Here is a 20025-nt window from a genome sequence, read left to right on the forward strand (position 1 = left end):
AGTTTTTTATAGTGATTCGTGGAACGTACGGTTAATCACATCAATTTGTTGTTCACGAGTTAACTTGATGAAATTGACTGCATAACCTGACACACGAATCGTTAATTGCGGATACTTTTCTGGGTGTTCCATTGCATCTAGTAAAGTATCACGATTAAAGACGTTAATATTTAGATGGTGACCACCTTGTTTTGAGTACCCATCTAAAATCCCAACTAAATTATTCGTTTGGTCTTGGTTTTCTTTTCCTAATGCCTTTGGAACGATACTAAATGTATTAGATACACCGTCTAAAGAATGCTCATACGGAATTTTTGCAACAGACGTTAATGAAGCAAGTGCACCTTTTTTGTCACGACCATGAAGCGGATTTGCCCCTGGCGCAAATGGTTCGCCTGCTCTTCTGCCGTCAGGGGTATTCCCTGTCTTCTTTCCATAGACGACATTACTAGTAATCGTTAATACAGACATTGTTGTAACAGAATTACGGTACGTTTGATGCTTTTTAAGCTTTTCCATGAATGTTTTTACGAGCCAGACTGCCATGCTATCCACTCTATCATCGTTATTTCCGTATTTCGGATAGTCGCCTTCCATCTCAAAGTCTACAACGAGCCCTAGCTCATTTCGAATTGGCTTTACCTTTGCATATTTAATTGCACTTAAACTATCTGCCGCAACAGATAAGCCGGCAATCCCTGTAGCCATTGTACGGAGAATCTCCTTATCGTGTAAGGCCATTTCAATGCGCTCGCAGCTATATTTATCATGCATATAATGAATTACATTTAATGTGTTAATGTAAAGCTCCGCTAACCAATCCATCATTTTGTCGTAATTTTTCATTACCTCATCATAATCTAAATATTCAGAGCTGATTGGTGCAAGACTTGGCCCGATTTGTGTTTTTATCATCTCATCAACGCCGCCATTTATCGCATAGAGGAGAGCTTTTGCTAAATTGGCGCGCGCTCCAAAGAATTGCATTTGCTTCCCAATTCTCATTGCACTTACACAGCATGCAATTCCGTAATCATCCCCAAACTGTGGCCGCATAATATCATCATTTTCGTACTGCACTGAACTTGTTTTAATGGACATTTGCGCACAATAATTTTTGAAATTTTGTGGTAAATGTTTTGACCAAAGAATCGTTAAGTTGGGCTCAGGTGCTGGCCCTAGATTATCTAGAGTATGCAGGAAGCGAAATGAATTTTTCGTGACAAGCGATCTTCCATCGACTCCGACACCAGCGATTGATTCAGTAACCCATGTTGGATCTCCACTAAAGAGTTCATTGTAGTCTGGCGTTCTTGCAAATTTAACAAGTCGAAGCTTCATTACAAAGTGATCGACTAGTTCTTGAGCTTCTACCTCTGTTAGTGTACCTTCTTGTAAATCCCGTTCAATGTAGATGTCTAAGAAAGTTGATACACGGCCTAAACTCATCGCTGCACCATTTTGTTCTTTAATAGCTGCTAAATAGCCGAAATATAACCATTGAAAGGCCTCTTTCGCATTTTGGGCTGGTTTAGTAATATCAAACCCGTAAGAAGTGGCCATTTCTTTTAACTCATACAATGCTTTAATTTGTTCCTGAATTTCTTCGCGGTCTCGGATCACCTCTTCTGTCATCGTTTTACCTGTCGCTTCTAAGTCTTTTTGTTTTTGACTTATGAGAAAATCAACACCATATAATGCAACGCGACGATAGTCACCGATAATCCGTCCACGACCATATGCATCAGGTAAGCCTGTAATGATACCAGCTTTGCGCGCCATTCTCATTTCAGGCGTGTAAGCATCAAATACACCTTGGTTATGTGTTTTCCGGTATTTTGTAAAAATATCAACGACTTCGGGTTCCACTTCGTAGCCATAAGCTTGACATGCATCCTGTGCCATGCGGATCCCGCCAAAAGGTTGTAAAGAACGTTTAAATGGAACATCGGTTTGTAAACCGACGACTTTTTCAAGTTTCCTATTCAAAAAACCTGGACCATGAGAGACAATGGTAGAAACGATCGATGTATCCATATTTAACACGCCGCCATTTTCACGCTCTTGCTTGGTAAGTTCCATAATCTGCTTCCATAATTGATTTGTACTATCGGTTGCCCCCTCTAAAAATGAATCAGTGCCATTATATAATGTATAATTTAGTTGAATAAAATCGCGGACATTAACATCTTCTTGCCATTTACCTTCTTTAAAGGTTCTCCAGTAAGACATTACCAAATCCCTCGCTTTCGTAATATGAACTATTTGTGAAGTGATTCACAAGTGTTGTCAAATAGATGACTAATGTTTCCCTTACATTGATAGAATACCGTTTTTCTGAATTTATAAATGTGATTAATATCACTTTTTACCTCTCTTTTTTTTGACGAAATTTCGAACGAATGTTGTCGTTAAATTAGAAAGGACATCTAAAGGTGATTTCCCTCCTTCAGATGCCCAATAACTTTTACACACCTTTATAGGCTGCTCTGTACACTTCTACTAGTTCACTAACTAAGGAAGCTTTGGATTAGCTGTTATACACTGATCTTCAAACGCTTTTTCAGCTAAATATTCTACCTTTTTTCCATATGTCTTTTCATCCACAGCGTTTGGAGTCTAGAAGAACTGATTTTAAAAGAAAGTGACAGTAGCATCGTTTTTTTGGCTCTTACCTCTTGGTGAAATTTCACAAACTGCCAATTCAACCCTTCATTTCTAACTTACAACTTTTAGTGTGAATAACTTATAGTATTTAAGATGTGATGTTGATCACGAAATAAAAAAACTTGAGAGCTATAAATCACCCTCAAGAATTTTTTAATTCAGCAAGATATTGATAACAATATTGCTGAACTAGGTCAAGTTCCTCTTCTTCTAAATCAAAATCAAGGTACCGGTCTGTTCCTTTTTCGTATATCTGATACTGCTTCATGCTTACTTCTTGATCGTCTGCGATAATCACTCTTATATAAAGACCATGCACAGAAAATAATTCATCATCTTCTGGCACTTCAACGTTAAGATGAAACTCATACCGTTCCCCTGTTAATATTCCTGTTGGATCGTTAATTTTTTCAACTTCATGGCTAACAATTTCCATTCGTATCCCCCCGTGTTTCTTATGACTATTCTTCTTATAGAGCTTTCTCTTTCTTCATGAGATTTATGATTCAACTATGTTCTTTAAAATTTATTTTCGCATTAAATAACAAAAATAGCCATAACCTGTCTTCGATGATACGATAATAACAAATAGAACTAGGAGATGATTTAATGCCGAATGAAGCATTGCTTATTGTTGATATGAGCCATGATTTTGTTGCAGACAATGGGAATTTAACGGTTGGAAAACCCGCTCAAAAGATCATTCCATATATTATTGAGCTAGCAAACACGTTTTTAACAGATGGGAAGCTTGTTTTTATTACGATGGATGCTCATGAAGAGAATGACGCACATTTTGACCTTTGGCCTCCACATAATGTTGTTGGTACAAAAGGTCAAACCCTATATGGTGATTTAGCGGATTGGTATGAACAGAATAAAAACAACAATCAACTTCGCTATGTACCTAAAACCGACTATAATGCCTTCTTCAATACGAACTTGGCTCAACAACTGCGTGACGCTGGCGTTGATAAGGTTCATGTTGTCGGAGTTTGTACAGATATATGTGATTTTCTTACAATTGCCGGTGCGAATGCTGAAGGCTTTAAAACAGCGATTCATAAACAAGGGTGTGCGACCTTTACAAACCTAGGCGAAACGATGATGCACCATATGAACACTTGCTTTCATACAGAAATTATCGGTTAAACATTCGGGCGTCGCAGCTCTCCTCTTTAAACGCCTTACGATGAAAAAACTCTCATCGTAAGGCGTTTAGCAAATGGAGACAACACCATATATTTTGGGGAGGTTTGTTCTAGATTAATTAGATTCCAATATACTTTTCCTTATTCCTCTCTAAGCCTAGATACTTAAAAAATCGAATTATTTCCATGTCCCAAAAATCCCACGTATGGTCATAGCCTTCTGCCAGGTGGTATTGGTAATGATACGGGTTTCCTTCAAGAGCGATAAAAAATTCTTTGACCTTCTCATTTAAATCTAGCCACGGGTCAAGGCTACCGCACGCATGATAAACCCTTGGTAGCTCCCCACCATTCTTAATTGCTTCACGCCCTAAATGCTTTAGATCATTCTTCGTCTCTTTAATATCACCTTCACCAAATAAGAGAATTCGATCATAGGCACGCTTTGAGCCATCGTTTTCAAATGCGATGTCAGATTTATCTCCAGCTGAGAACGCACCGATGGCCGCATACAAATCTGGTCTTGCTAGGCCTAGCTTCAAACAGCCGTAGCCTCCATTAGATAGGCCCGAAATGTAATTGTCCTCACGTTTAGACGAGAGCCTTGGAAACATATGTCTTAGAACAGCTGGAAGCTCCTCTGTCATATAGCTAAAGTATTTTCCACCATGTGTCATGTCAACATAACAGGAATGATGAACCCCTGGAGAGATAACAGCTATTCCATACTCTAATGCATAGCGCTCAATGCTGCTCATTCGTAACCATGCAGTATGATCACCTGAGCCACCATGTAATAACCAAAGAACCGGGAGCTTCCCATCTCCTGAATACGGCTGTTTCTCTTGAGGTAATATGACATTAACCTCCATTTCCATTCCTAACACCTCTGAGAAAACATGCGTTTCAATTAAAGCCATCTAGTTCACCCCTTAGCCGTTTGTCGTACTGGCAACCAGTTTGTTAAAATATGTTCAATGCAACGGTCCCAATGCTTCCACGTGTGATCACCAGGTCCTTCCTCATATGTAAGAGGCAACCCTAGCTTCAAGGCATGATCCTTAAATCTTACATTATGCTCGTAGAGAAAATCCTCCGTTCCACACCACATATATAATTCTGGTCTCTCCTGATCGGATTGAGCAAGACGTTCTGCATTGGCAAAAAGGTCATTTACACTCCCTTTCATTGCTTCCTGGTTGCCGAAAATATTTTCAATAAATGAGCGCTCTAATAATTCTAGTCTTTCGTTCAATTTAAGGATATCCATTACACCCGAAAATGAGGCAGCTGCACGATATGTTTCAGGCTTTACCAATCCAGCTTTCATCGCCCCATAGCCTCCCATTGAAAGGCCCGCGATAAATCGATCCTCTCTCTTATCTGAAAGCGGAAACATTCTTTCGCAAATCAATGGCAATTCTTCTGTAATGAACGTAAAGTACTTGCGACCATAAGCCATATCAGTATACCAACCGAGATGCCCTGCTGGCATAATAATAGCAAGTGGTCGTCCTTCAACATATCGCTCTATGCTCGTTCGTCTCATCCAAGTTGATTGATTGTCACTCATACCGTGTAATAAATATAGGGTTTGATACGGTCCAGGATCTTTCACCGTATGCGCTCCTCCCGCAATGTGCTGAGGTAGTAAAACTTCCATCGGTACTGGCATGCCAAGTACCTCAGAATGATAATGAACATGAAGCCAAGCCATAGATACCCCTCCTCGTTAATGCTTTCACCTAATGTTACTTCTATTCTTACTCTCGATCAAAAATAAGCGTTTTTGCTACAGCGACATACTCTCTTGCCCACATTTTACCTTTAACTATAGCTGGTGTTTTTGCTGCCAACGTATATGGTTCCATTCCTAAGCGCCCTGCGATTACGGTTGCCCGATACAAATGGAAATCATTGCTAACAATGACGATAGTCGCATCTTCCTCTAGCATTGGTTGCGATAGTTTAAGATTTTCAAAGGTTGATGTTGATTGGTCTTCTTTGATAATCCGCTCTCCTTCGATTCCTTGCTCTATGAAAAAACGTTTCATCGCCTCAGCCTCTGTAATCGATTCGCCTGGTCCTTGTCCACCCGAAACAATAACCTTTGCGCCCGGATTATTCTGCAAATATTCAAGTGCAGCATGAACTCGATTTTGTAACGAAAGTGACATAGTTTCGCCATGGAGCCTAGCACCTAAGACGATGACATAATCAGCATTCTCCACAGTCTCTTGTTTTGCAGTCGATGTAATTGCAACTGTAACGAAAACAATATAAATGAGTGACATGACAAAAATGGATAGTAATACATACAGTAGTTTTCTCATCGTTAACCTCATCTCTGATGTTTCTAAGGGAATTATATCTTTAAATAGTAATGATATCCACCTCTTCTTGCTACATTCTTCTAATGCGCCTTTAACATCCCCTCATTTAATTATCCTGATTTGCCTTCTCATACATAGATTGCTTTTTGTTGGGGATTCTCATAATGAACTCAGTTATCAACTTTATGTTTGAAAGGAAGACGGCTAATGCAGGATATGACAATTATTATTCAAGAAGCAACCAAAGAACAACCGATTCAAACGCTAGAGGTGACACTTATGCAAATGAATGGGATCGAGCGTGCTCTTGTAGATATGGACGATGGTGAAGTTAAAGTTTCATACAATGAAAATGAGGTCAATAAGGACCAAATTATTACCCATATTAAGCAGCACGGTCTGCACGTACTAGATTAAATGGAGGTAAATGATGGATCAACAAGAAAAATGGAAAACGGCTGCAATTGCTATGTCAAGTGGTTTAAAAGCTCATGCCTTTAAGGCTACGTCTAGTCCCAGTAATGTAGTCGATCTTCAAACGGTTAACTCAATTATTAACGACTGGCCTGCATTATCAAAAAAATCAGCGAACCTAACGATTAACAGATACGGACCACCAAATGAAGCCATTTCAAGTAGGCTTATTTGGTATAAAAATGGACCTTGGAAGAGAACGATTGTTTATCAAGAAGAAATCCCACATGATTTCCCACAACCTCACTCGGATGTTATTGAAAATGTCATCGACTATCAGGTACCACCTGAAAAGTTTACGGAGCTTGCAAAGTTTGATGGCAGTGTCATCATCGAACGAACAAAGGGAGAGGTTTCTTCACGCTGCGATATGGAAGAAGCCAACATTATTGCGTTGAATTTAATGCATGATATTGTAACAGGGAAAATGGATGCGCAAACAGCACGTGATGTATATTGTGAAGTAACATCAGCCTTCATGTTAAACCGTTCAGCACCTTATGCAGAAAAACTCCAATTTGAGATTCCAACAAATACGAGAGATACGGATCAAATCATGATTGTTGATGAGATGGCTCGTGAAGCGGTTGAAAAAGTAAAAGACATTGTTTCAGGCGAGCAACAAGAACAGAAAAAGTATCATTAGACTTCAAAAAAACGAGCCTTCCGTTATTACCGGGAGCTCGTTTTTTGAAGCTAGTCTTCTTTTATTGCTTCGCTTTATGAACCTTTAACTGCTTACCTTTTACTGTTTTTTCTTTCATTTGTTTTAGAACGATTGAACCCTTTCCGTTTAGGATTTCTACAAAGGAGGCATTCTCTTGAATGTTAATAATTCCGATGTCATCAGCTGTTACTCCTTCAATATTAGCGATTGTCCCAACAAAGTCAACAGCGCGTAGCTTCTTCTTTTTACCTCCGTTAAAGTACAGCTTCATGATGTCTTGGTTCAGTTCTGCACTTTTATCCTTCTTTAATTCCGGCTTTGTATTGAGCTTTTTTTCAAAGGCTGCTTCATTTCTATTGACCTCGGTTTTAGAAGGAGGATTTGATTTTGGTAATTCAAAGCCAATAAAGTCTTCAATTTCTTTCACATATCTACGTTCTTCTGATGTGTAAAAGGTGATTGCCTTACCTGTTTTACCCGCACGTCCGGTTCGTCCTGTCCGGTGAACAAAGCTTTCCTTTTCTAATGGAAGATCATAATTTAGGACATGTGTGACACTATCGATATCGATGCCTCTAGCCGCTACATTCGTTGCGACTAAATAGCGAAACCTGCCCTTCTTAAAATCATTCATTACCTCAAAGCGATCATCCTGATACATACCACCATGCAGCTTATCACATGGAATATCAAGAACATCTAATTTGTTAAAGAGATGATTAACTTCTTCTTGTGTACGACAAAAAATAATACAACTGTCTGGATTTTCAACGATAAGAATGTCTTTTAAAATAGAGAATTTATTGTTTTCGGTTACTTCGATTAATAGGTGCTCAATTCGATCCGTCGTTAAGCCGCTTGACTCAATTTCGATATAGACAGGAGCCTTCATATATTTACCACTTAGCGCCTTAATATCCTCTGGTAATGTTGCGGAAAATAACATCGTTACACGCTCAGTAGGCAACTCATGGATAATGGCTTCAACTTGGTCAATAAAGCCCATGTTGAGCATTTCATCAGCTTCATCAATAATCAGATACTCAAGACGCTCAACATTCAAGGTTCCTTTTTGGATATGATCCAATACACGTCCTGGCGTTCCAACAACGACATGTGATTTTTGCTTTAATTCAAGCTTCTGACGCTCAAAGGATTGTTTACCGTAAATCGCCGTCGCTTTCACGCGTTTAAAGCGACCGATATTAATGATATCCTCTTTCACCTGTGCTGCCAGCTCTCTTGTAGGTGTTAATACAAGGGCCTGAGGCTTATTCTCCTCCCAGTCAACAAGCTCACAAAGTGGGATTCCGTACGCAGCTGTTTTCCCACTGCCTGTTTGTGATTTTACGACAAGGTCCTTTTTTGCTAAGGCTTTTGGAATGACTTGCGCCTGAACCTCTGTTGGATTGCGGAAGCCTAAGCTAGTAAGTGCCTTTTTAATTTCTTCACTTATAACACCGTTCGTAAATGGTTGTTTGTTCATCTCAATACCTCTTCTTTGCTGTGTCCTTTTTTATATCTTGTGTCAATGCGTTCCCTTTGTATGCAGATTAGGTACGAAACGACTTAGTTTATTTCTTTTTGTTCCAACCTATCATTCCATCTTTAAGGATTCTACACGTTCAAAGCCTTTTGCTTCCAAGAACTCAGTAGCCTTTTGGCTACGCGTTCCGCCTCTATTACACACAATTCGTAACACATCTTATTTAAACTCAGTAAAGCAGGTTGGCACAGACTTTTAGATGTTACGTCTGTAACGTAAACAAGACCCGCTTCGACTTCACTTAATGAAACCTTCTGTAGCACTTGTTTGACATTTGTTTCTAATGATACTACATTCTCCATAACCTTTATAGATAATCCTCACCAAAATCTGTGGTAGCCTTATCTATAATCTCACGTGTATACCGGACATCGGTAAAAAACTCCTCATTTTTGCATTCTTTTTACAAAATTGGACTTAACCCTATTTTAAGACTAAGGTTTTTTAGTTATAGTGAAGGAGTATGTACTTCGGGAATCGAAAGTTTTACGTAGATATACTAAAGGAGTCAAAACAATGATACAACGGTTTATCGAAACGGCCTTGCTCGGTTTTTTAGGAGGCTTCTTATTTAATAACCTCAATCTCCCCTTACCATGGATTCTTGGTTCATTAACCTTTGTCATGCTATGGCAAGGGTTTACGCACAGAGAAGCCTATTGGCCAAATGCGGTTAAAAATATAGGCTTAATCATTCTAGGTCTTTATTTTGGTCTTTATTTTACAATTAGTACATTTTTATCGATAGGGCCTTACGTTTTCCCTTTTCTATTTGTGACCTGTATTCTGATTTTCTCTAGTATTGCGATAAGCATGACCATTACAAAATGGATAAACGTGGATGATGTGACTAGTGTATTTGGCTCAATTCCGGGTGGCTTATCAGAAATGGTCATTGCCAGTGAAGCTCTTCACGCCAATTCCTCCTATGTCGTCATTTTTCAAACGGTTCGCTTACTTACAGTCCTGTTTGTTGTTCCAAGTGTGATTATTCTATTTTTTACTGAATCAAGCGTTGCAATCGAGAGTATAACGACACCCTTTGAGTTCGGTTGGAATGTTTTATGGTTTAGTTTCCCTGCTCTACTTGGTGTCCTTATTCGAAACAAAATTCCAGCCGGTATTGTCATTGGTCCGCTAGTATTGACAGCACTTATGAATCTAGTCTTAAATCTGGCTACGATTCCCGAGCTTCTTTTAATTGCTGGTCAACTAGCTATTGGTATTGGGTTAGGTAAAAACATTTCCTTTGCTGATGTAAAGGCTGGTGGAAAGTATAGTTTGATCTATTTCAGTGTCTCTTTAATTCTCATTTGTCTTTCTTTTTTATTAGGTGCCTTCTTTTCTTTGATAACATCATTAGACCTAGCTACGGCGATGTTAAGTGTCGCCCCTGGTGGCTTAATTGAGATGGTGCTAACTGCAGCGACTGTCGGCGCTGACCCTGCCATTGTGAGTGCTCTCCAGCTTACACGAATTCTTGTCATTCTAGTAGCAGTCCCTCCTTTTCTTAGCTGGTTTTTCAGAAAAAGAAGCAGAACAAATAACAGCACGAAGGTGAGCTAACACCTTCGTGCTGATTTGTAGTCAATCCATCGATTATTTATCATTTATAGAACAGGGAGTGATTGTATTTACTGACAAATCACTCCCTTATCACCCTTTAGTCAACCATCTTGTTAACTGCACTAAAGAGTGCTTTAACAGAGGAAGTCATAATATCAACGTCGATTCCACAGCCCCAATATACTTTGCCGTCTTCGGCCGTAATTCCGACATAGGATACCGCTTTTGATTCAGAACCTGTTTCAAGAGCGTGCTCTTTATAAGATAAATCTTTATAGTTAATTCCTAGTCTTGTTTGAAGTGCATTACTAATTGCGTCAAGTCTCCCGTTTCCAGAGCCTGAAATCTCCTCTACCTGTTCCTTGTAGCGAATCGTGACATTTGTTTGATAGTCAGCGCTTTTCGTATAACTATACTCGATAAATTCAACTGGTGAGATTAAGTTCACATATTCTTGGATAAAAATGTCGTAAATTTCATTTGGCATCAATTCTTTCTGCTTCTGATCAGAGACATTTTTGACGCTATATCCAAAACCTTCACGCATTTTTGGCGGCAGATCAAGTCCGTAATGCTGCTCTAATAAATAACCAATACCACCTTTTCCTGACTGACTGTTAATCCGGATAACATCTCCCTCATATTCTCTACCAATGTCTTTCGGATCAATAAGCAAGTAAGGAACAGACCATGTATCACTCTCATGCTCCTCGTGATATTTCATTCCCTTTGCAATCGCATCTTGATGCGATCCTGAGAATGCAGCAAATACTAGCTTTCCACCATAAGGCTGTCTTTCATGAACCCGCATCTTAGTAACACGCTCATACATTTCAATGATTTCAAGAATGTTTTCGAAATTCAACTGAGGGTCAACCCCGTGTGAATACAAGTTTAAAGCAAGTGTCACAATATCAACATTACCTGTACGTTCACCGTTTCCAAACAGCGTTCCTTCAATCCGCTGACCACCTGCAAGTAAGCTTAGTTCTGCATCAGCAATTCCTGTTCCTCTATCATTGTGAGGGTGAATGGATAAAATCACATTGTCGCGATATTTTAGATGATCGCTCATGTATTCAATTTGGCTTGCATAGACGTGTGGCATTGACATCGATACAGTTGCTGGTAGATTAATAATCACGTTATCCTCAGCTGTCGGCTGCCAGACATCTAATACCTGATTACAGATGTCTAGTGCAAAATCAATTTCTGTCCCTGTAAAGCTTTCAGGAGAGTATTGAAATTTAAAATTCCCTTCCGTTTCAGCTGCATATTTCTTTAATAATTCTGCCCCTGTAACAGCGATGTTAATGATTTCTTCCTTCGACTTTTTAAACACTTGCTCACGCTGCGCGACAGACGTTGAATTATACAAGTGAACCACGGCCTTGTTAACACCCTTAAGCGACTCAAATGTTTTTTTAATGATATGGTCTCTTGATTGAGTTAACACTTGGATCGTTACATCGTCCGGAATTAAATTTTTTTCAATCAATGTACGTAAAAATGTGTACTCCGTCTCTGATGCAGCCGGGAAGCCAACTTCAATTTCTTTAAAGCCAATTTTCACTAGCATTTTGAAATATTCTAGCTTCTCTTCTAAATTCATCGGAACGACCAACGCTTGGTTTCCATCGCGCAGGTCGACACTACACCATGTTGGTGCTTCCGTAATATATTCCTTCTCTGTCCATTTCAAGCTTGTAACTGGAGGCATAAAGTAACCTCTTGCGTATTTATTGACGTTTTTCATTGACTAACACCCTTTCCTCAATCCCTTATGTGGTTAATTTTATACACAAAAAAGCCTTCCATCTCTTAAAACAGAGACGAAAGACTTTGACATCTTACGCGGTACCACTCCGATTCACGCCAAAAAGGCGTGCACTCATGCAGATACGGGTTCTACGACCTTATATCCTCCTATTATAACGGTTAGGCTCCGTCTCCACCTACTCTGTTTCCATTTCAGCGAGCTACTTCAAGGTGAGTTCGGGTTTTGTTTACGGCTGTTTCGCACCATCCAACAGCTCTCTGGTCGTTCCCAAAAACCTACTATTCCTCTTCAACGTATTTTGTTTAAATATTGCTAATAACGTACCATATAAAATTGTTGTTATCAATAACTTTTATAAAAAAAGTTGATTTATTAGTTAGAAAAGTCACGCTAATCTCTAAACCCACCATCTGAATGAATAATTTGTCCCGTGATCCAGCTAGCTGTATCACTAACTAAAAAGGAAACTAAACGAGCCGCATCTTCTGGGACCCCAATACGTCCCATTGGAAATTTCGGCTTTAAAAATTGCTGGATTTCTGTATTCATCCAGCCTGAATCGGTCGGCCCGGGATCAATCGCATTAACAGTTATCTGATAAGGCGCAAGCTCCATCGCCAACGTTTTTGTAAAAGCTGAAACCGCTCCTTTTGTCGTAACATATGCCAAATTTCCTGGCTCGGGGCTCTTATCTTGCCCTGACACAAAGTTAACAATACGCCCCGCTTGTCTTCCTTGGAGTCGTTTAGCAAATTCAGTAGAAAGCATACACGTACCCCTAACGTTCACAGCATAATGATCATCTAAAATCATTGCTGTTAATTTACTAAAATTGACGTCCACACAATGGGTTGCATTATTAATTAAAATCGTCGGTTGACCGAGAATTCGCTCCACCTCATTTAAAAGTACAGTCGATGCATTCTCCTTCGATAAATCGAGCTCCATATGCCCAACTTCAATACCATATTCAAGCAATTCTCTTTTTAATTGTTCTGGCCACTTATCTTCTGCATCATCGTAGCCAGTTTTTTGATCATACTTAGTTAAATGCGTAAAAAACAGGTTTACACCCTGTTGTGCTAATTCTCTACAGATCGCTGTGCCAATTCCTTTTCTGCGACTTGCCCCCGTGACAATCGCAATCTTTTTATGATTCATCTATTCGTTCCTCCTTAAATTAAGGAACACGATTACATAGGAGATGTTATAAAAAAAAGCAGATTCCTCCAAAGGTATCTGCCTGGTCTGTAACCTTGCGTCCCTTGTATGGTAAAGATAGACATACTCCTCCCTTTAACGTTAAACAGGAGGCTTCTATCAAATTAATCTACCATTACAAAGTCTGCCACATATAGAATCTAGATTCCCCTCTCTTCACATTTCCGGACTTACTATAACAAAGGAAATTATCTGAAAGCAAGGAATTTTATATTACGCTTCGACAATTTCTGCAAATGCACGAACTGGGAACGTTCCAACACCCTTTAGTTTTGGTGGAACTGCATAAAAGCGAAATGGTTTTGATAATTGGTTTAAATGACATAAGTGCTCGACAATCGGAATTTCTTCACCTAATAACGTCGTATGAACGGGTCGAGCTTTTCCCGACGTATCATCAATATTAACGGAATCTATTCCGACTAAAGCAACGTTTTGGCTGACGAGGTATTGCGCAGCCTTCTCTGTCAGGTACGGATGGTTTTCAAAATACCTCTCCGTATTCCAGTAATTATCCCAACCTGTATGAACTAATACCGCTTTTTCTTTCAAATCAAGATGATAAAACGAGTCCGCATCGATCGCTTTTACTGATGAATCGATATATATAACAATCCCTTCTAATCCTGCCATTTTCGGAATGGCCGTTTCCGAGAGGTCCTTTCCTTTCACGTAACGATGAAATGGAACATCGACATACGTTCCTGTATTGGAAACCATTTCGATTTTTCCAATTTGAAACTCCGTACCCGGCTCGTAATGCTGACGCGATTCCTCTCTACTTAGATAATCACAAATAATTGGAGCCGGAAGCCCCTTATACGTAACTAAACCATTCTCAATCGTATGACTTAAATCGATATACGTTCGCTTCATCTCTTTTTTACTCCTCTCTCAAATCTATCTTTACTTTACTCCATTTATTTTAACATAAACTCCCAGTTGGGTCGTTCTGCTGGTATGATTAACCATTGAATATCGAACGCACATTCGCATATAATAGATACAAACATTAGTTCGCTTTAAGGGATGGTTTATTATGAAAGTTGTTTTTCTCGTAGATATGGAATCCTTTTATGCATCAATCGAAAAGGCAAAGCACCCAGAGTACCAAACTCGTCCCCTCGTTGTCTCAGGAGATCCCAAACGACGTTCAGGTGTCATCTTAGCCGCTTGCCCATTAGCGAAAAAACGTGGTGTGAAAAATGCCGAACGCCTATGGGAAGCTCAGCAAAAGTGCCCCGAAGCTGTTGTTGTCCGACCACGAATGCAGGATTATATTGATGTATCTGTGCAAATTACGGAGATTTTAGAACGCTACACCGATATGGTTGAACCCTTTTCGATCGACGAACAGTTTATGGATGTAACCCATAGTCAAGCGTTGTTTGGGTCACCACTTGAAATCGCTCAGAAAATCCAACGTGAGATTTATTTTGAGACCCGTGTCCGAGCGCGAATTGGTATTGGCGAAAATAAAGTATTAGCGAAAATGGCCTGCGATAACTTCTCAAAGAAAAACTCATCGGGGATTTATTGGCTAAAAAAAGAAGAATTAGCCGACACTCTTTGGAGGCTTCCTATCGATAAGATGTTTGGGATCGGCTCAAAAATGACACAGCATTTTCGCAATCGAGGTATTCGTACCATCGGTCATATTGCCGCATTGTCGGCCGAATATTTTATTAAAAGATGGGGCATCAACGGGCATGTGCTTTGGATGACGGCAAACGGCATTGACTACTCTCCTGTCACGACAGCCTCTCATGATAAACAAAAAGCCATTGGTCATGGGATGACGTTGCCTCGGGACTACGCAGCCTATGCAGAAATTAAAGTCGTTCTCCTCGAATTGTGTGAGGAAGTGTGCCGTAGAGCTCGAAACTCTCGTGTCATGGGGCAAACCATTTCTGTTAGCGTTAGCGGAGCCAGCTATGATTTCCCAACAGGCTTTCATCGTCAAACAACGTTAGCGGAGCCTTCTAACATTAGCCTCGATATTTTTCATGCAGTTGAAGGACTGTTTCTGCAGTTCTGGAATCAGCAGCCCGTTCGGCGGTTAGCCGTAAGTATCACAAAGCTAAGCCCTGATAACGAACTACAATTAAGTTTATTTGAAACAGACAAAGAAAAGAAATTTGACCTCGGCTATGTAATGGACGAAATCAATAACAAATATGGAACAACTTCGATTGTAAGAGCGTCGTCTCTTGTAAAAGCTGGTCAAGTGTTTGAACGTTCCAAAAAGATTGGAGGACATTATAAATGATTGAACCATTAAAACGTGGAAATCTCTTATGGGAAAGCAGTCGAATGTTCTTACCGGAACATAAGCAGGCCTTACTCGCTCGAAAAGAAACCTTAAAAAAAGTCCCTAAACCACTCCTTGATGATCAGGAATTGCAGGAGATCGGCTATGTTGTTATGGATTCGTTACATTACACCTTATCTATCGAAGTGGAGTATTGGGAAGACGGTTTTTTTAAGGTAGTAAACGGTATCGTAAACTTAGTCGATTATCAAATGAAGTTTATTAAACTCGAGACCGAATCTTTTGGCGTTATGAAAATCAACATTGATTGCTTAAGAAGGGTTGAACGCTTGTAACAGTTGAGGTGGATAATATCCCCTCTCCCCCACACCAGAATTCCAATATAGTATACCAAGATAACGATAAATATGAGTTCAATTAAAAGAAGGAGGACGATTCGTGGAGCCTTTTATACTTATATTTAGAGACAATAAAAGCTTTATAGATTAGCCATTTTGAAGCTATTTATTCTACTGTACAAGTTTCTGTACACTTCAAGATTTTCATATTTTGCAAAAACAGCCCCTTCTCGCCATGCTAATAATGAAGCCGTAGGGATTGTTTAAGACATCATTCTTAATGACAGAAACCAATAATTACTTAAAATAAAAGACATAAAGATATATTAATATCATTATCACAAAAATATATAAAAGAATAGCTCTTTTAATACTTTTTTTCCATAATCCAATTCCGACAATACTCGCATCAACAGCTACTAAGATAATCCCAATGACTATTACCTCATCTATTTCAAAGATCATTCCCGAAAAAAAAGTTAAATAACCGATAAGCTGTAACCCATTGAGAATAAATTTTCCGGGGGTACTTAGTTCCTTTTTTACGTCTTCTTTTTCCTCCGTAGTTAATTTGTTAAATTTTGATTTTATATTAAAAATAATAAAAACGACAAATAGGAGAATGTATAGGATTTGAATGATTACCATTACAACACGACCTAATTAAGTGTATTTTCCTTATATTAACATGTTAACCACTCCAATTGTTAAGATATGGAGATACTGTTTCATAGATTAAACAAAAAAGCACTCCTTTTATAGGAATGCCTAGCGTCTCTTTTAATAAAAGACAACCAACCTTTGGGAGGTATTAGTTAAAAACTTGATTCGATTGTGTTAATCAGCCAATGTCCATCTTTGTAATCAAAGCTAATTGAGATTTCATACTTCCCATAAAGTTCATTCGATGAATTTTGAACCAGTACATAGTGTTCGGATGATATTTCGTTTAACGCAAAATCATCCTCAACATTGACCCAAACCGGTGTTTCTGAAGCTAATAAATAAAGTCCATCATCTTCTTCAGTGAATAAATAGCCATAATACTCTTCCACGCATTCGCGAGAAGCAATATTAGAGAAGCTCTGAAAGAATTCATCTTTTGTAGCATATTCTTGAACTTTCATCTGATCATCCACAGATAGATTTAGTTTGTCAGAGAACGTAGTTAATAGGTCAGCCGCTGTCTGTTTATCAAGGGTAGCTTTTCCCTTCTCAACGGACTGGGACGAACCATTTTCTAATTCAACCATCGACGTTTCGCCGCAACCTAATAAAGTAAAAAGAAACAAAAACACGAGCATTCTTCGGAATTTTAACATTGGTTATACAACACCTTTCTGAATACATTCTTTTTATTACATAAGACGAACATTTTCGAGAAAGGTTTCATATAGAGAAAAAGTACAACCTTATACGCTAACCCGATAATTAGGTCTGAGTTTAATTATTTAATAAGTAATTTCATTTTTCTCCCTTCGCAATCGACAAAACCATGCGATTGATAAAACATATAGGATCGAGCAAACTGTGGTATAGGAGGTGTAGCTACCTCTACTCGTTTCCATTTCATTATTCTACTAAAATTACTTACCGCCGCTAATAATTGTGTTCCTACTTTCTTTGAACGATAGCTTGGACGAACAAAGAACTCTTGAATGATCCCAAATTCTCCGCCAGCATACAAAGAGCGACTTGGACATAATGAGATAAAACCTATTATTTGATTATCCTCCTCTGCTAAGAATACGATGTAGCTTTCATCCTCTAACAATTTTTTACATAACTCTAATGAATCAGAGATTTTCGGTAATTTTTGCTTAGTCTTTGTTTTTTGACCAATCTCATTTATTAAGTCATGATATAATTCAGAAATAACTCGATACTGTTCTACATTTGCTCTGTTTATTTTCACTAAAGACACCTCGTTAGAAGTTTAATAATTTTACGACATTCAGTACACTGTTGTACTTCCTTTCCTACTACTTACTTGCAACACGAACTTGACTTCCCTTTCTTTCTATTAGAATTCATTCCTACTAAATTTTTATTTAAAGAAAGACACTATACTCTTTGAAATAGCCTGTGCTTACTTCAATATTTGAAAAGTCAGGAAGAAACATTGCTTTTAAAAAATTATCCCCGATATAATTTCAAAAGCAATATAGAGTGGTACAAAACTAACTATGAATATCATGTATTTTCTCATTTTGTTTCTCTTTGTTTGGATATTCAGACTCTTTTTCAACATAACACAGAAATTGCCCTTTTGGTTAAATATCCAATATTAAAATGTCGAAAATTCAGACTTTTGTGTTCTAAACCATAAATTGATGAGTAGGAATAGAATAAGCGAGTCGATCCAAAACCTAACAAGGAGATGATAGCATGTCATCAGGATTGTTATTTATTATTGCTGTGGTCGTGCTAGTCGTGGTTGCTATTGTTTTATCGTTACGCAAAAGTAAATCATCTGCTGAGACCCATTCAGAGGATAATGAAAGAAGTTGTAAGCAATGTGGTGAAAGCATTCCTTTTGATTACGATAAGTCATTATGTCCGCATTGCAATAAATTTTTAATGTAATCGCTTAATCATTTTAAGGAACAGGTTTGCCTAAACAGAGATTAATCTCTTTAGAGCAACCTGTTTCTTTTTTATTTCTATAAAAATAAATGAATGATTTATAAAAAATAATGAATCCTAATATAGAACAATTACATCGACGAGGTAACCACGTGAGAAATTTTAATCCGACAAATAAAGCCCGCCGCTTCAAAGCCTATATTAGTGCAATAGGAACGACTCAATTGCATTTGCACAATCCGTATATTGTTGCTTGGTGGTCAGCTGCCTTCCCAGGATTTGGACACATGTTAATAGCAAAAAACCTTAGAGGCTTTACTCTGTTTCTTTGGGAAATTCTCATTAACAATATGACTAACTTGAACCTTTCAATGGTTTATTCGTTTACAGGAAATATCGAAATGGCTAAAGCTGTTCTTGAACCTAGATGGTTTTTGTTATATATTCCTGTGTACCTTTTTGCCATTTGGGACAGCTACCGTACAGCTGTTAACATAAATAGTGAATATATTCTAGCTGAACGAGAACAAGCTAGCTTCCCGACATATAGCATTGGGGCGTGGGAAATCAATTACCTTGATAAAAGAAAACCTACAATGGCAGTAATGTGGTCTCTTTTCACACCTGGTTTAGGACAACTCTATTCTCATCAAATTTTTAAATCTTTTTTTATCATATTTTGGGTCGTTATTTTTGTTTACTTTTCAAACGTATTGGTAGCCATTCATTATCTCTTCTTTGGTGAAGTTACACTTGCAACACAGGCCTTAAATCCACAATGGCTATTATTTATTCCCTCCCATATCGGGTTTGCTGCCTATGATTCGTATGTTAACACGGTCGAAACGAATAAGCTTTTTGATACTGAACAAAAAAATTATTTAATCAAAAATTATCAACAGTATCGCGTCAAACTATCGAAACGAACATGAGGTGAAGCCTTTGCAAATCTTTTCAACTTACGAACATTCCACCTATCTAGAATTAGCCATCACTGCATTAGAGAACATTGGAATTGAAAAGAATGCGATTTTAGCTGTCCCTCTCAATAACCGCGTTGAAGAAAGGCGATTATTCGATACTCTACATCGAGCAGATGGCGTAAGTCTTTTTGATAAAGGAGCAGCAATTGGAACTGCGTTTTCCGTCATTGGTGCGAGTATCGGATTTGAATTAAAATGGGGCCCTATCTATTGGGGTCTTATAGGGGCAGCAAGTGGGTTTATGCTTGGATTTATCATTGATTACATACTATTTAAGGTGATTCATAAGAGAAACAGACAAATTCGCGGAAAAAAGTCTGAAGTAGTCCTTGTTGTTCACTGTGAAAAAGAACAAGTTGAGAAAGTTGAGAACATCTTATGGGACAATCTCGCCCTAGGTGTAGCAAAAGTAGATGACGACTTCTAGGTGAACACTCAACA

Annotated in this window: 21 protein-coding genes and 1 other annotated feature; of the genes, 9 read left to right on the plus strand and 12 right to left on the minus strand. The window is 38.5% G+C overall.

Going from position 1 to position 20025, the window contains the following annotated elements; genetic code table 11:
* Positions 1 to 6 precede the first annotated feature (6 nt).
* Positions 7 to 2232 (minus strand): formate C-acetyltransferase, encoded by a 2226-nt coding sequence (gene pflB / locus B1R93_RS19400; protein ID WP_088105587.1) that lies wholly within the window; start codon positions 2230 to 2232, stop codon positions 7 to 9.
* Between the two features lie 577 nt (positions 2233 to 2809).
* Entirely contained in the window at positions 2810 to 3103 is a 294-nt protein-coding gene (locus B1R93_RS19405) for a DUF6509 family protein (RefSeq protein ID WP_088105588.1), read from the minus strand.
* Positions 3104 to 3276: 173 nt separating this feature from the next.
* Between B1R93_RS19405 and B1R93_RS19410 the strand changes: the two genes are divergently transcribed.
* Positions 3277 to 3819, plus strand: a complete 543-nt coding sequence (locus B1R93_RS19410) for a cysteine hydrolase family protein (RefSeq protein WP_088105589.1) — start codon at positions 3277 to 3279, stop codon at positions 3817 to 3819.
* A gap of 118 nt (positions 3820 to 3937) precedes the next feature.
* On the opposite strand, the gene B1R93_RS19415 is transcribed toward B1R93_RS19410, so the two are convergent.
* Genes B1R93_RS19415 through B1R93_RS19425 form a run of 3 tightly spaced genes read right to left on the minus strand, consistent with a single transcriptional unit; the run spans position 3938 to position 6151 of the window.
* On the minus strand, positions 3938 to 4738 hold the full coding sequence (locus B1R93_RS19415; RefSeq protein ID WP_088105590.1) for an alpha/beta hydrolase: 801 nt from the start codon (positions 4736 to 4738) through the stop codon (positions 3938 to 3940).
* 5 nt (positions 4739 to 4743) lie between these two features.
* Positions 4744 to 5535: an alpha/beta hydrolase gene (locus B1R93_RS19420; RefSeq protein ID WP_088105591.1), complete on the minus strand. Its 792-nt coding sequence runs from the start codon at positions 5533 to 5535 to the stop codon at positions 4744 to 4746.
* Positions 5536 to 5581: 46 nt separating this feature from the next.
* Complete coding sequence (locus B1R93_RS19425; protein WP_165763886.1) at positions 5582 to 6151, minus strand: YdcF family protein; 570 nt, start codon at positions 6149 to 6151, stop codon at positions 5582 to 5584.
* 207 nt (positions 6152 to 6358) lie between these two features.
* On the opposite strand from B1R93_RS19425, the gene B1R93_RS19430 reads away from it, so the two are divergent.
* Positions 6359 to 6568, plus strand: a complete 210-nt coding sequence (locus tag B1R93_RS19430) for a heavy-metal-associated domain-containing protein (RefSeq protein ID WP_088105593.1) — start codon at positions 6359 to 6361, stop codon at positions 6566 to 6568.
* A gap of 13 nt (positions 6569 to 6581) precedes the next feature.
* A complete protein-coding gene (locus B1R93_RS19435) occupies positions 6582 to 7271 on the plus strand; it encodes a hypothetical protein (protein WP_088105594.1) in 690 nt (229 codons plus the stop codon).
* A gap of 61 nt (positions 7272 to 7332) precedes the next feature.
* On the opposite strand, the gene B1R93_RS19440 is transcribed toward B1R93_RS19435, so the two are convergent.
* Complete coding sequence (locus B1R93_RS19440; protein ID WP_088105595.1) at positions 7333 to 8778, minus strand: DEAD/DEAH box helicase; 1446 nt, start codon at positions 8776 to 8778, stop codon at positions 7333 to 7335.
* Positions 8779 to 9354: 576 nt separating this feature from the next.
* Between B1R93_RS19440 and B1R93_RS19450 the strand changes: the two genes are divergently transcribed.
* Positions 9355 to 10404 carry an AbrB family transcriptional regulator gene (locus B1R93_RS19450; RefSeq protein ID WP_088105597.1) on the plus strand — a complete coding sequence of 350 codons (1050 nt, stop codon included), beginning with the start codon at positions 9355 to 9357 and terminating at the stop codon, positions 10402 to 10404.
* Between the two features lie 97 nt (positions 10405 to 10501).
* Here B1R93_RS19450 and B1R93_RS19455 read toward each other — a convergent pair whose 3' ends face one another.
* From B1R93_RS19455 to B1R93_RS19465, 3 genes are all read right to left on the minus strand, one after another.
* Complete coding sequence (locus tag B1R93_RS19455; protein ID WP_088105598.1) at positions 10502 to 12160, minus strand: 2-isopropylmalate synthase; 1659 nt, start codon at positions 12158 to 12160, stop codon at positions 10502 to 10504.
* 69 nt (positions 12161 to 12229) lie between these two features.
* Positions 12230 to 12485, minus strand: a binding site (T-box leader).
* Positions 12486 to 12574: 89 nt separating this feature from the next.
* Positions 12575 to 13345 (minus strand): SDR family oxidoreductase, encoded by a 771-nt coding sequence (locus tag B1R93_RS19460; protein ID WP_088105599.1) that lies wholly within the window; start codon positions 13343 to 13345, stop codon positions 12575 to 12577.
* A 273-nt stretch (positions 13346 to 13618) separates the two neighbouring features.
* Positions 13619 to 14281, minus strand: a complete 663-nt coding sequence (locus B1R93_RS19465; RefSeq protein WP_088105600.1) for a cyclase family protein — start codon at positions 14279 to 14281, stop codon at positions 13619 to 13621.
* 163 nt (positions 14282 to 14444) lie between these two features.
* Between B1R93_RS19465 and B1R93_RS19470 the strand changes: the two genes are divergently transcribed.
* Complete coding sequence (locus B1R93_RS19470) at positions 14445 to 15674, plus strand: DNA polymerase IV (protein ID WP_088105601.1); 1230 nt, start codon at positions 14445 to 14447, stop codon at positions 15672 to 15674.
* Positions 15671 to 16012, plus strand: a complete 342-nt coding sequence (locus B1R93_RS19475; RefSeq protein ID WP_088105602.1) for a YolD-like family protein — start codon at positions 15671 to 15673, stop codon at positions 16010 to 16012. The genes B1R93_RS19470 and B1R93_RS19475 overlap by 4 nt, the downstream gene beginning before the upstream one ends.
* Positions 16013 to 16312: 300 nt before the next feature.
* Here B1R93_RS19475 and B1R93_RS19480 read toward each other — a convergent pair whose 3' ends face one another.
* The 3 genes from B1R93_RS19480 to B1R93_RS19490 all read right to left on the minus strand — a co-directional run bounded on the left by B1R93_RS19480 (position 16313) and on the right by B1R93_RS19490 (position 17930).
* Entirely contained in the window at positions 16313 to 16663 is a 351-nt protein-coding gene (locus B1R93_RS19480) for a hypothetical protein (RefSeq protein ID WP_088105603.1), read from the minus strand.
* Between the two features lie 167 nt (positions 16664 to 16830).
* Positions 16831 to 17337 carry a hypothetical protein gene (locus tag B1R93_RS19485; RefSeq protein WP_088105604.1) on the minus strand — a complete coding sequence of 169 codons (507 nt, stop codon included), beginning with the start codon at positions 17335 to 17337 and terminating at the stop codon, positions 16831 to 16833.
* Between the two features lie 125 nt (positions 17338 to 17462).
* Positions 17463 to 17930: a GNAT family N-acetyltransferase gene (locus B1R93_RS19490; RefSeq protein WP_165763887.1), complete on the minus strand. Its 468-nt coding sequence runs from the start codon at positions 17928 to 17930 to the stop codon at positions 17463 to 17465.
* Positions 17931 to 18403: 473 nt separating this feature from the next.
* On the opposite strand from B1R93_RS19490, the gene B1R93_RS19495 reads away from it, so the two are divergent.
* From B1R93_RS19495 to B1R93_RS19505, 3 genes are all read left to right on the plus strand, one after another.
* Positions 18404 to 18601 (plus strand): hypothetical protein, encoded by a 198-nt coding sequence (locus tag B1R93_RS19495; protein ID WP_088105606.1) that lies wholly within the window; start codon positions 18404 to 18406, stop codon positions 18599 to 18601.
* 152 nt (positions 18602 to 18753) lie between these two features.
* On the plus strand, positions 18754 to 19533 hold the full coding sequence (locus tag B1R93_RS19500; protein ID WP_088105607.1) for a hypothetical protein: 780 nt from the start codon (positions 18754 to 18756) through the stop codon (positions 19531 to 19533).
* 10 nt (positions 19534 to 19543) lie between these two features.
* Positions 19544 to 20011, plus strand: coding sequence for a hypothetical protein (locus B1R93_RS19505; protein ID WP_088105608.1), 468 nt, complete (start codon positions 19544 to 19546; stop codon positions 20009 to 20011).
* The last annotated feature ends 14 nt before the right edge of the window (positions 20012 to 20025 follow it).

It is taken from the genome of Halalkalibacter urbisdiaboli, assembly GCF_002156385.1.
GTDB lineage: Bacteria > Bacillota > Bacilli > Bacillales > Bacillaceae_D > Halalkalibacter_A > Halalkalibacter_A urbisdiaboli.

What these genes read in the sequence shown, in the direction of transcription:
- pflB (WP_088105587.1), bottom strand. Translation starts at nt 2,232, where the DNA reads ATGTCTTACTGGAGAACCTTTAAAGAAGGTAAATGGCAAGAAGATGTT.
- B1R93_RS19405 (WP_088105588.1), bottom strand. Translation starts at nt 3,103, where the DNA reads ATGGAAATTGTTAGCCATGAAGTTGAAAAAATTAACGATCCAACAGGA.
- B1R93_RS19410 (WP_088105589.1), top strand. Translation starts at nt 3,277, where the DNA reads ATGCCGAATGAAGCATTGCTTATTGTTGATATGAGCCATGATTTTGTT.
- B1R93_RS19415 (WP_088105590.1), bottom strand. Translation starts at nt 4,738, where the DNA reads ATGGCTTTAATTGAAACGCATGTTTTCTCAGAGGTGTTAGGAATGGAA.
- B1R93_RS19420 (WP_088105591.1), bottom strand. Translation starts at nt 5,535, where the DNA reads ATGGCTTGGCTTCATGTTCATTATCATTCTGAGGTACTTGGCATGCCA.
- B1R93_RS19425 (WP_165763886.1), bottom strand. Translation starts at nt 6,151, where the DNA reads ATGAGAAAACTACTGTATGTATTACTATCCATTTTTGTCATGTCACTC.
- B1R93_RS19430 (WP_088105593.1), top strand. Translation starts at nt 6,359, where the DNA reads ATGCAGGATATGACAATTATTATTCAAGAAGCAACCAAAGAACAACCG.
- B1R93_RS19435 (WP_088105594.1), top strand. Translation starts at nt 6,582, where the DNA reads ATGGATCAACAAGAAAAATGGAAAACGGCTGCAATTGCTATGTCAAGT.
- B1R93_RS19440 (WP_088105595.1), bottom strand. Translation starts at nt 8,778, where the DNA reads ATGAACAAACAACCATTTACGAACGGTGTTATAAGTGAAGAAATTAAA.
- B1R93_RS19450 (WP_088105597.1), top strand. Translation starts at nt 9,355, where the DNA reads ATGATACAACGGTTTATCGAAACGGCCTTGCTCGGTTTTTTAGGAGGC.
- B1R93_RS19455 (WP_088105598.1), bottom strand. Translation starts at nt 12,160, where the DNA reads ATGAAAAACGTCAATAAATACGCAAGAGGTTACTTTATGCCTCCAGTT.
- B1R93_RS19460 (WP_088105599.1), bottom strand. Translation starts at nt 13,345, where the DNA reads ATGAATCATAAAAAGATTGCGATTGTCACGGGGGCAAGTCGCAGAAAA.
- B1R93_RS19465 (WP_088105600.1), bottom strand. Translation starts at nt 14,281, where the DNA reads ATGAAGCGAACGTATATCGATTTAAGTCATACGATTGAGAATGGTTTA.
- B1R93_RS19470 (WP_088105601.1), top strand. Translation starts at nt 14,445, where the DNA reads ATGAAAGTTGTTTTTCTCGTAGATATGGAATCCTTTTATGCATCAATC.
- B1R93_RS19475 (WP_088105602.1), top strand. Translation starts at nt 15,671, where the DNA reads ATGATTGAACCATTAAAACGTGGAAATCTCTTATGGGAAAGCAGTCGA.
- B1R93_RS19480 (WP_088105603.1), bottom strand. Translation starts at nt 16,663, where the DNA reads ATGGTAATCATTCAAATCCTATACATTCTCCTATTTGTCGTTTTTATT.
- B1R93_RS19485 (WP_088105604.1), bottom strand. Translation starts at nt 17,337, where the DNA reads ATGTTAAAATTCCGAAGAATGCTCGTGTTTTTGTTTCTTTTTACTTTA.
- B1R93_RS19495 (WP_088105606.1), top strand. Translation starts at nt 18,404, where the DNA reads ATGTCATCAGGATTGTTATTTATTATTGCTGTGGTCGTGCTAGTCGTG.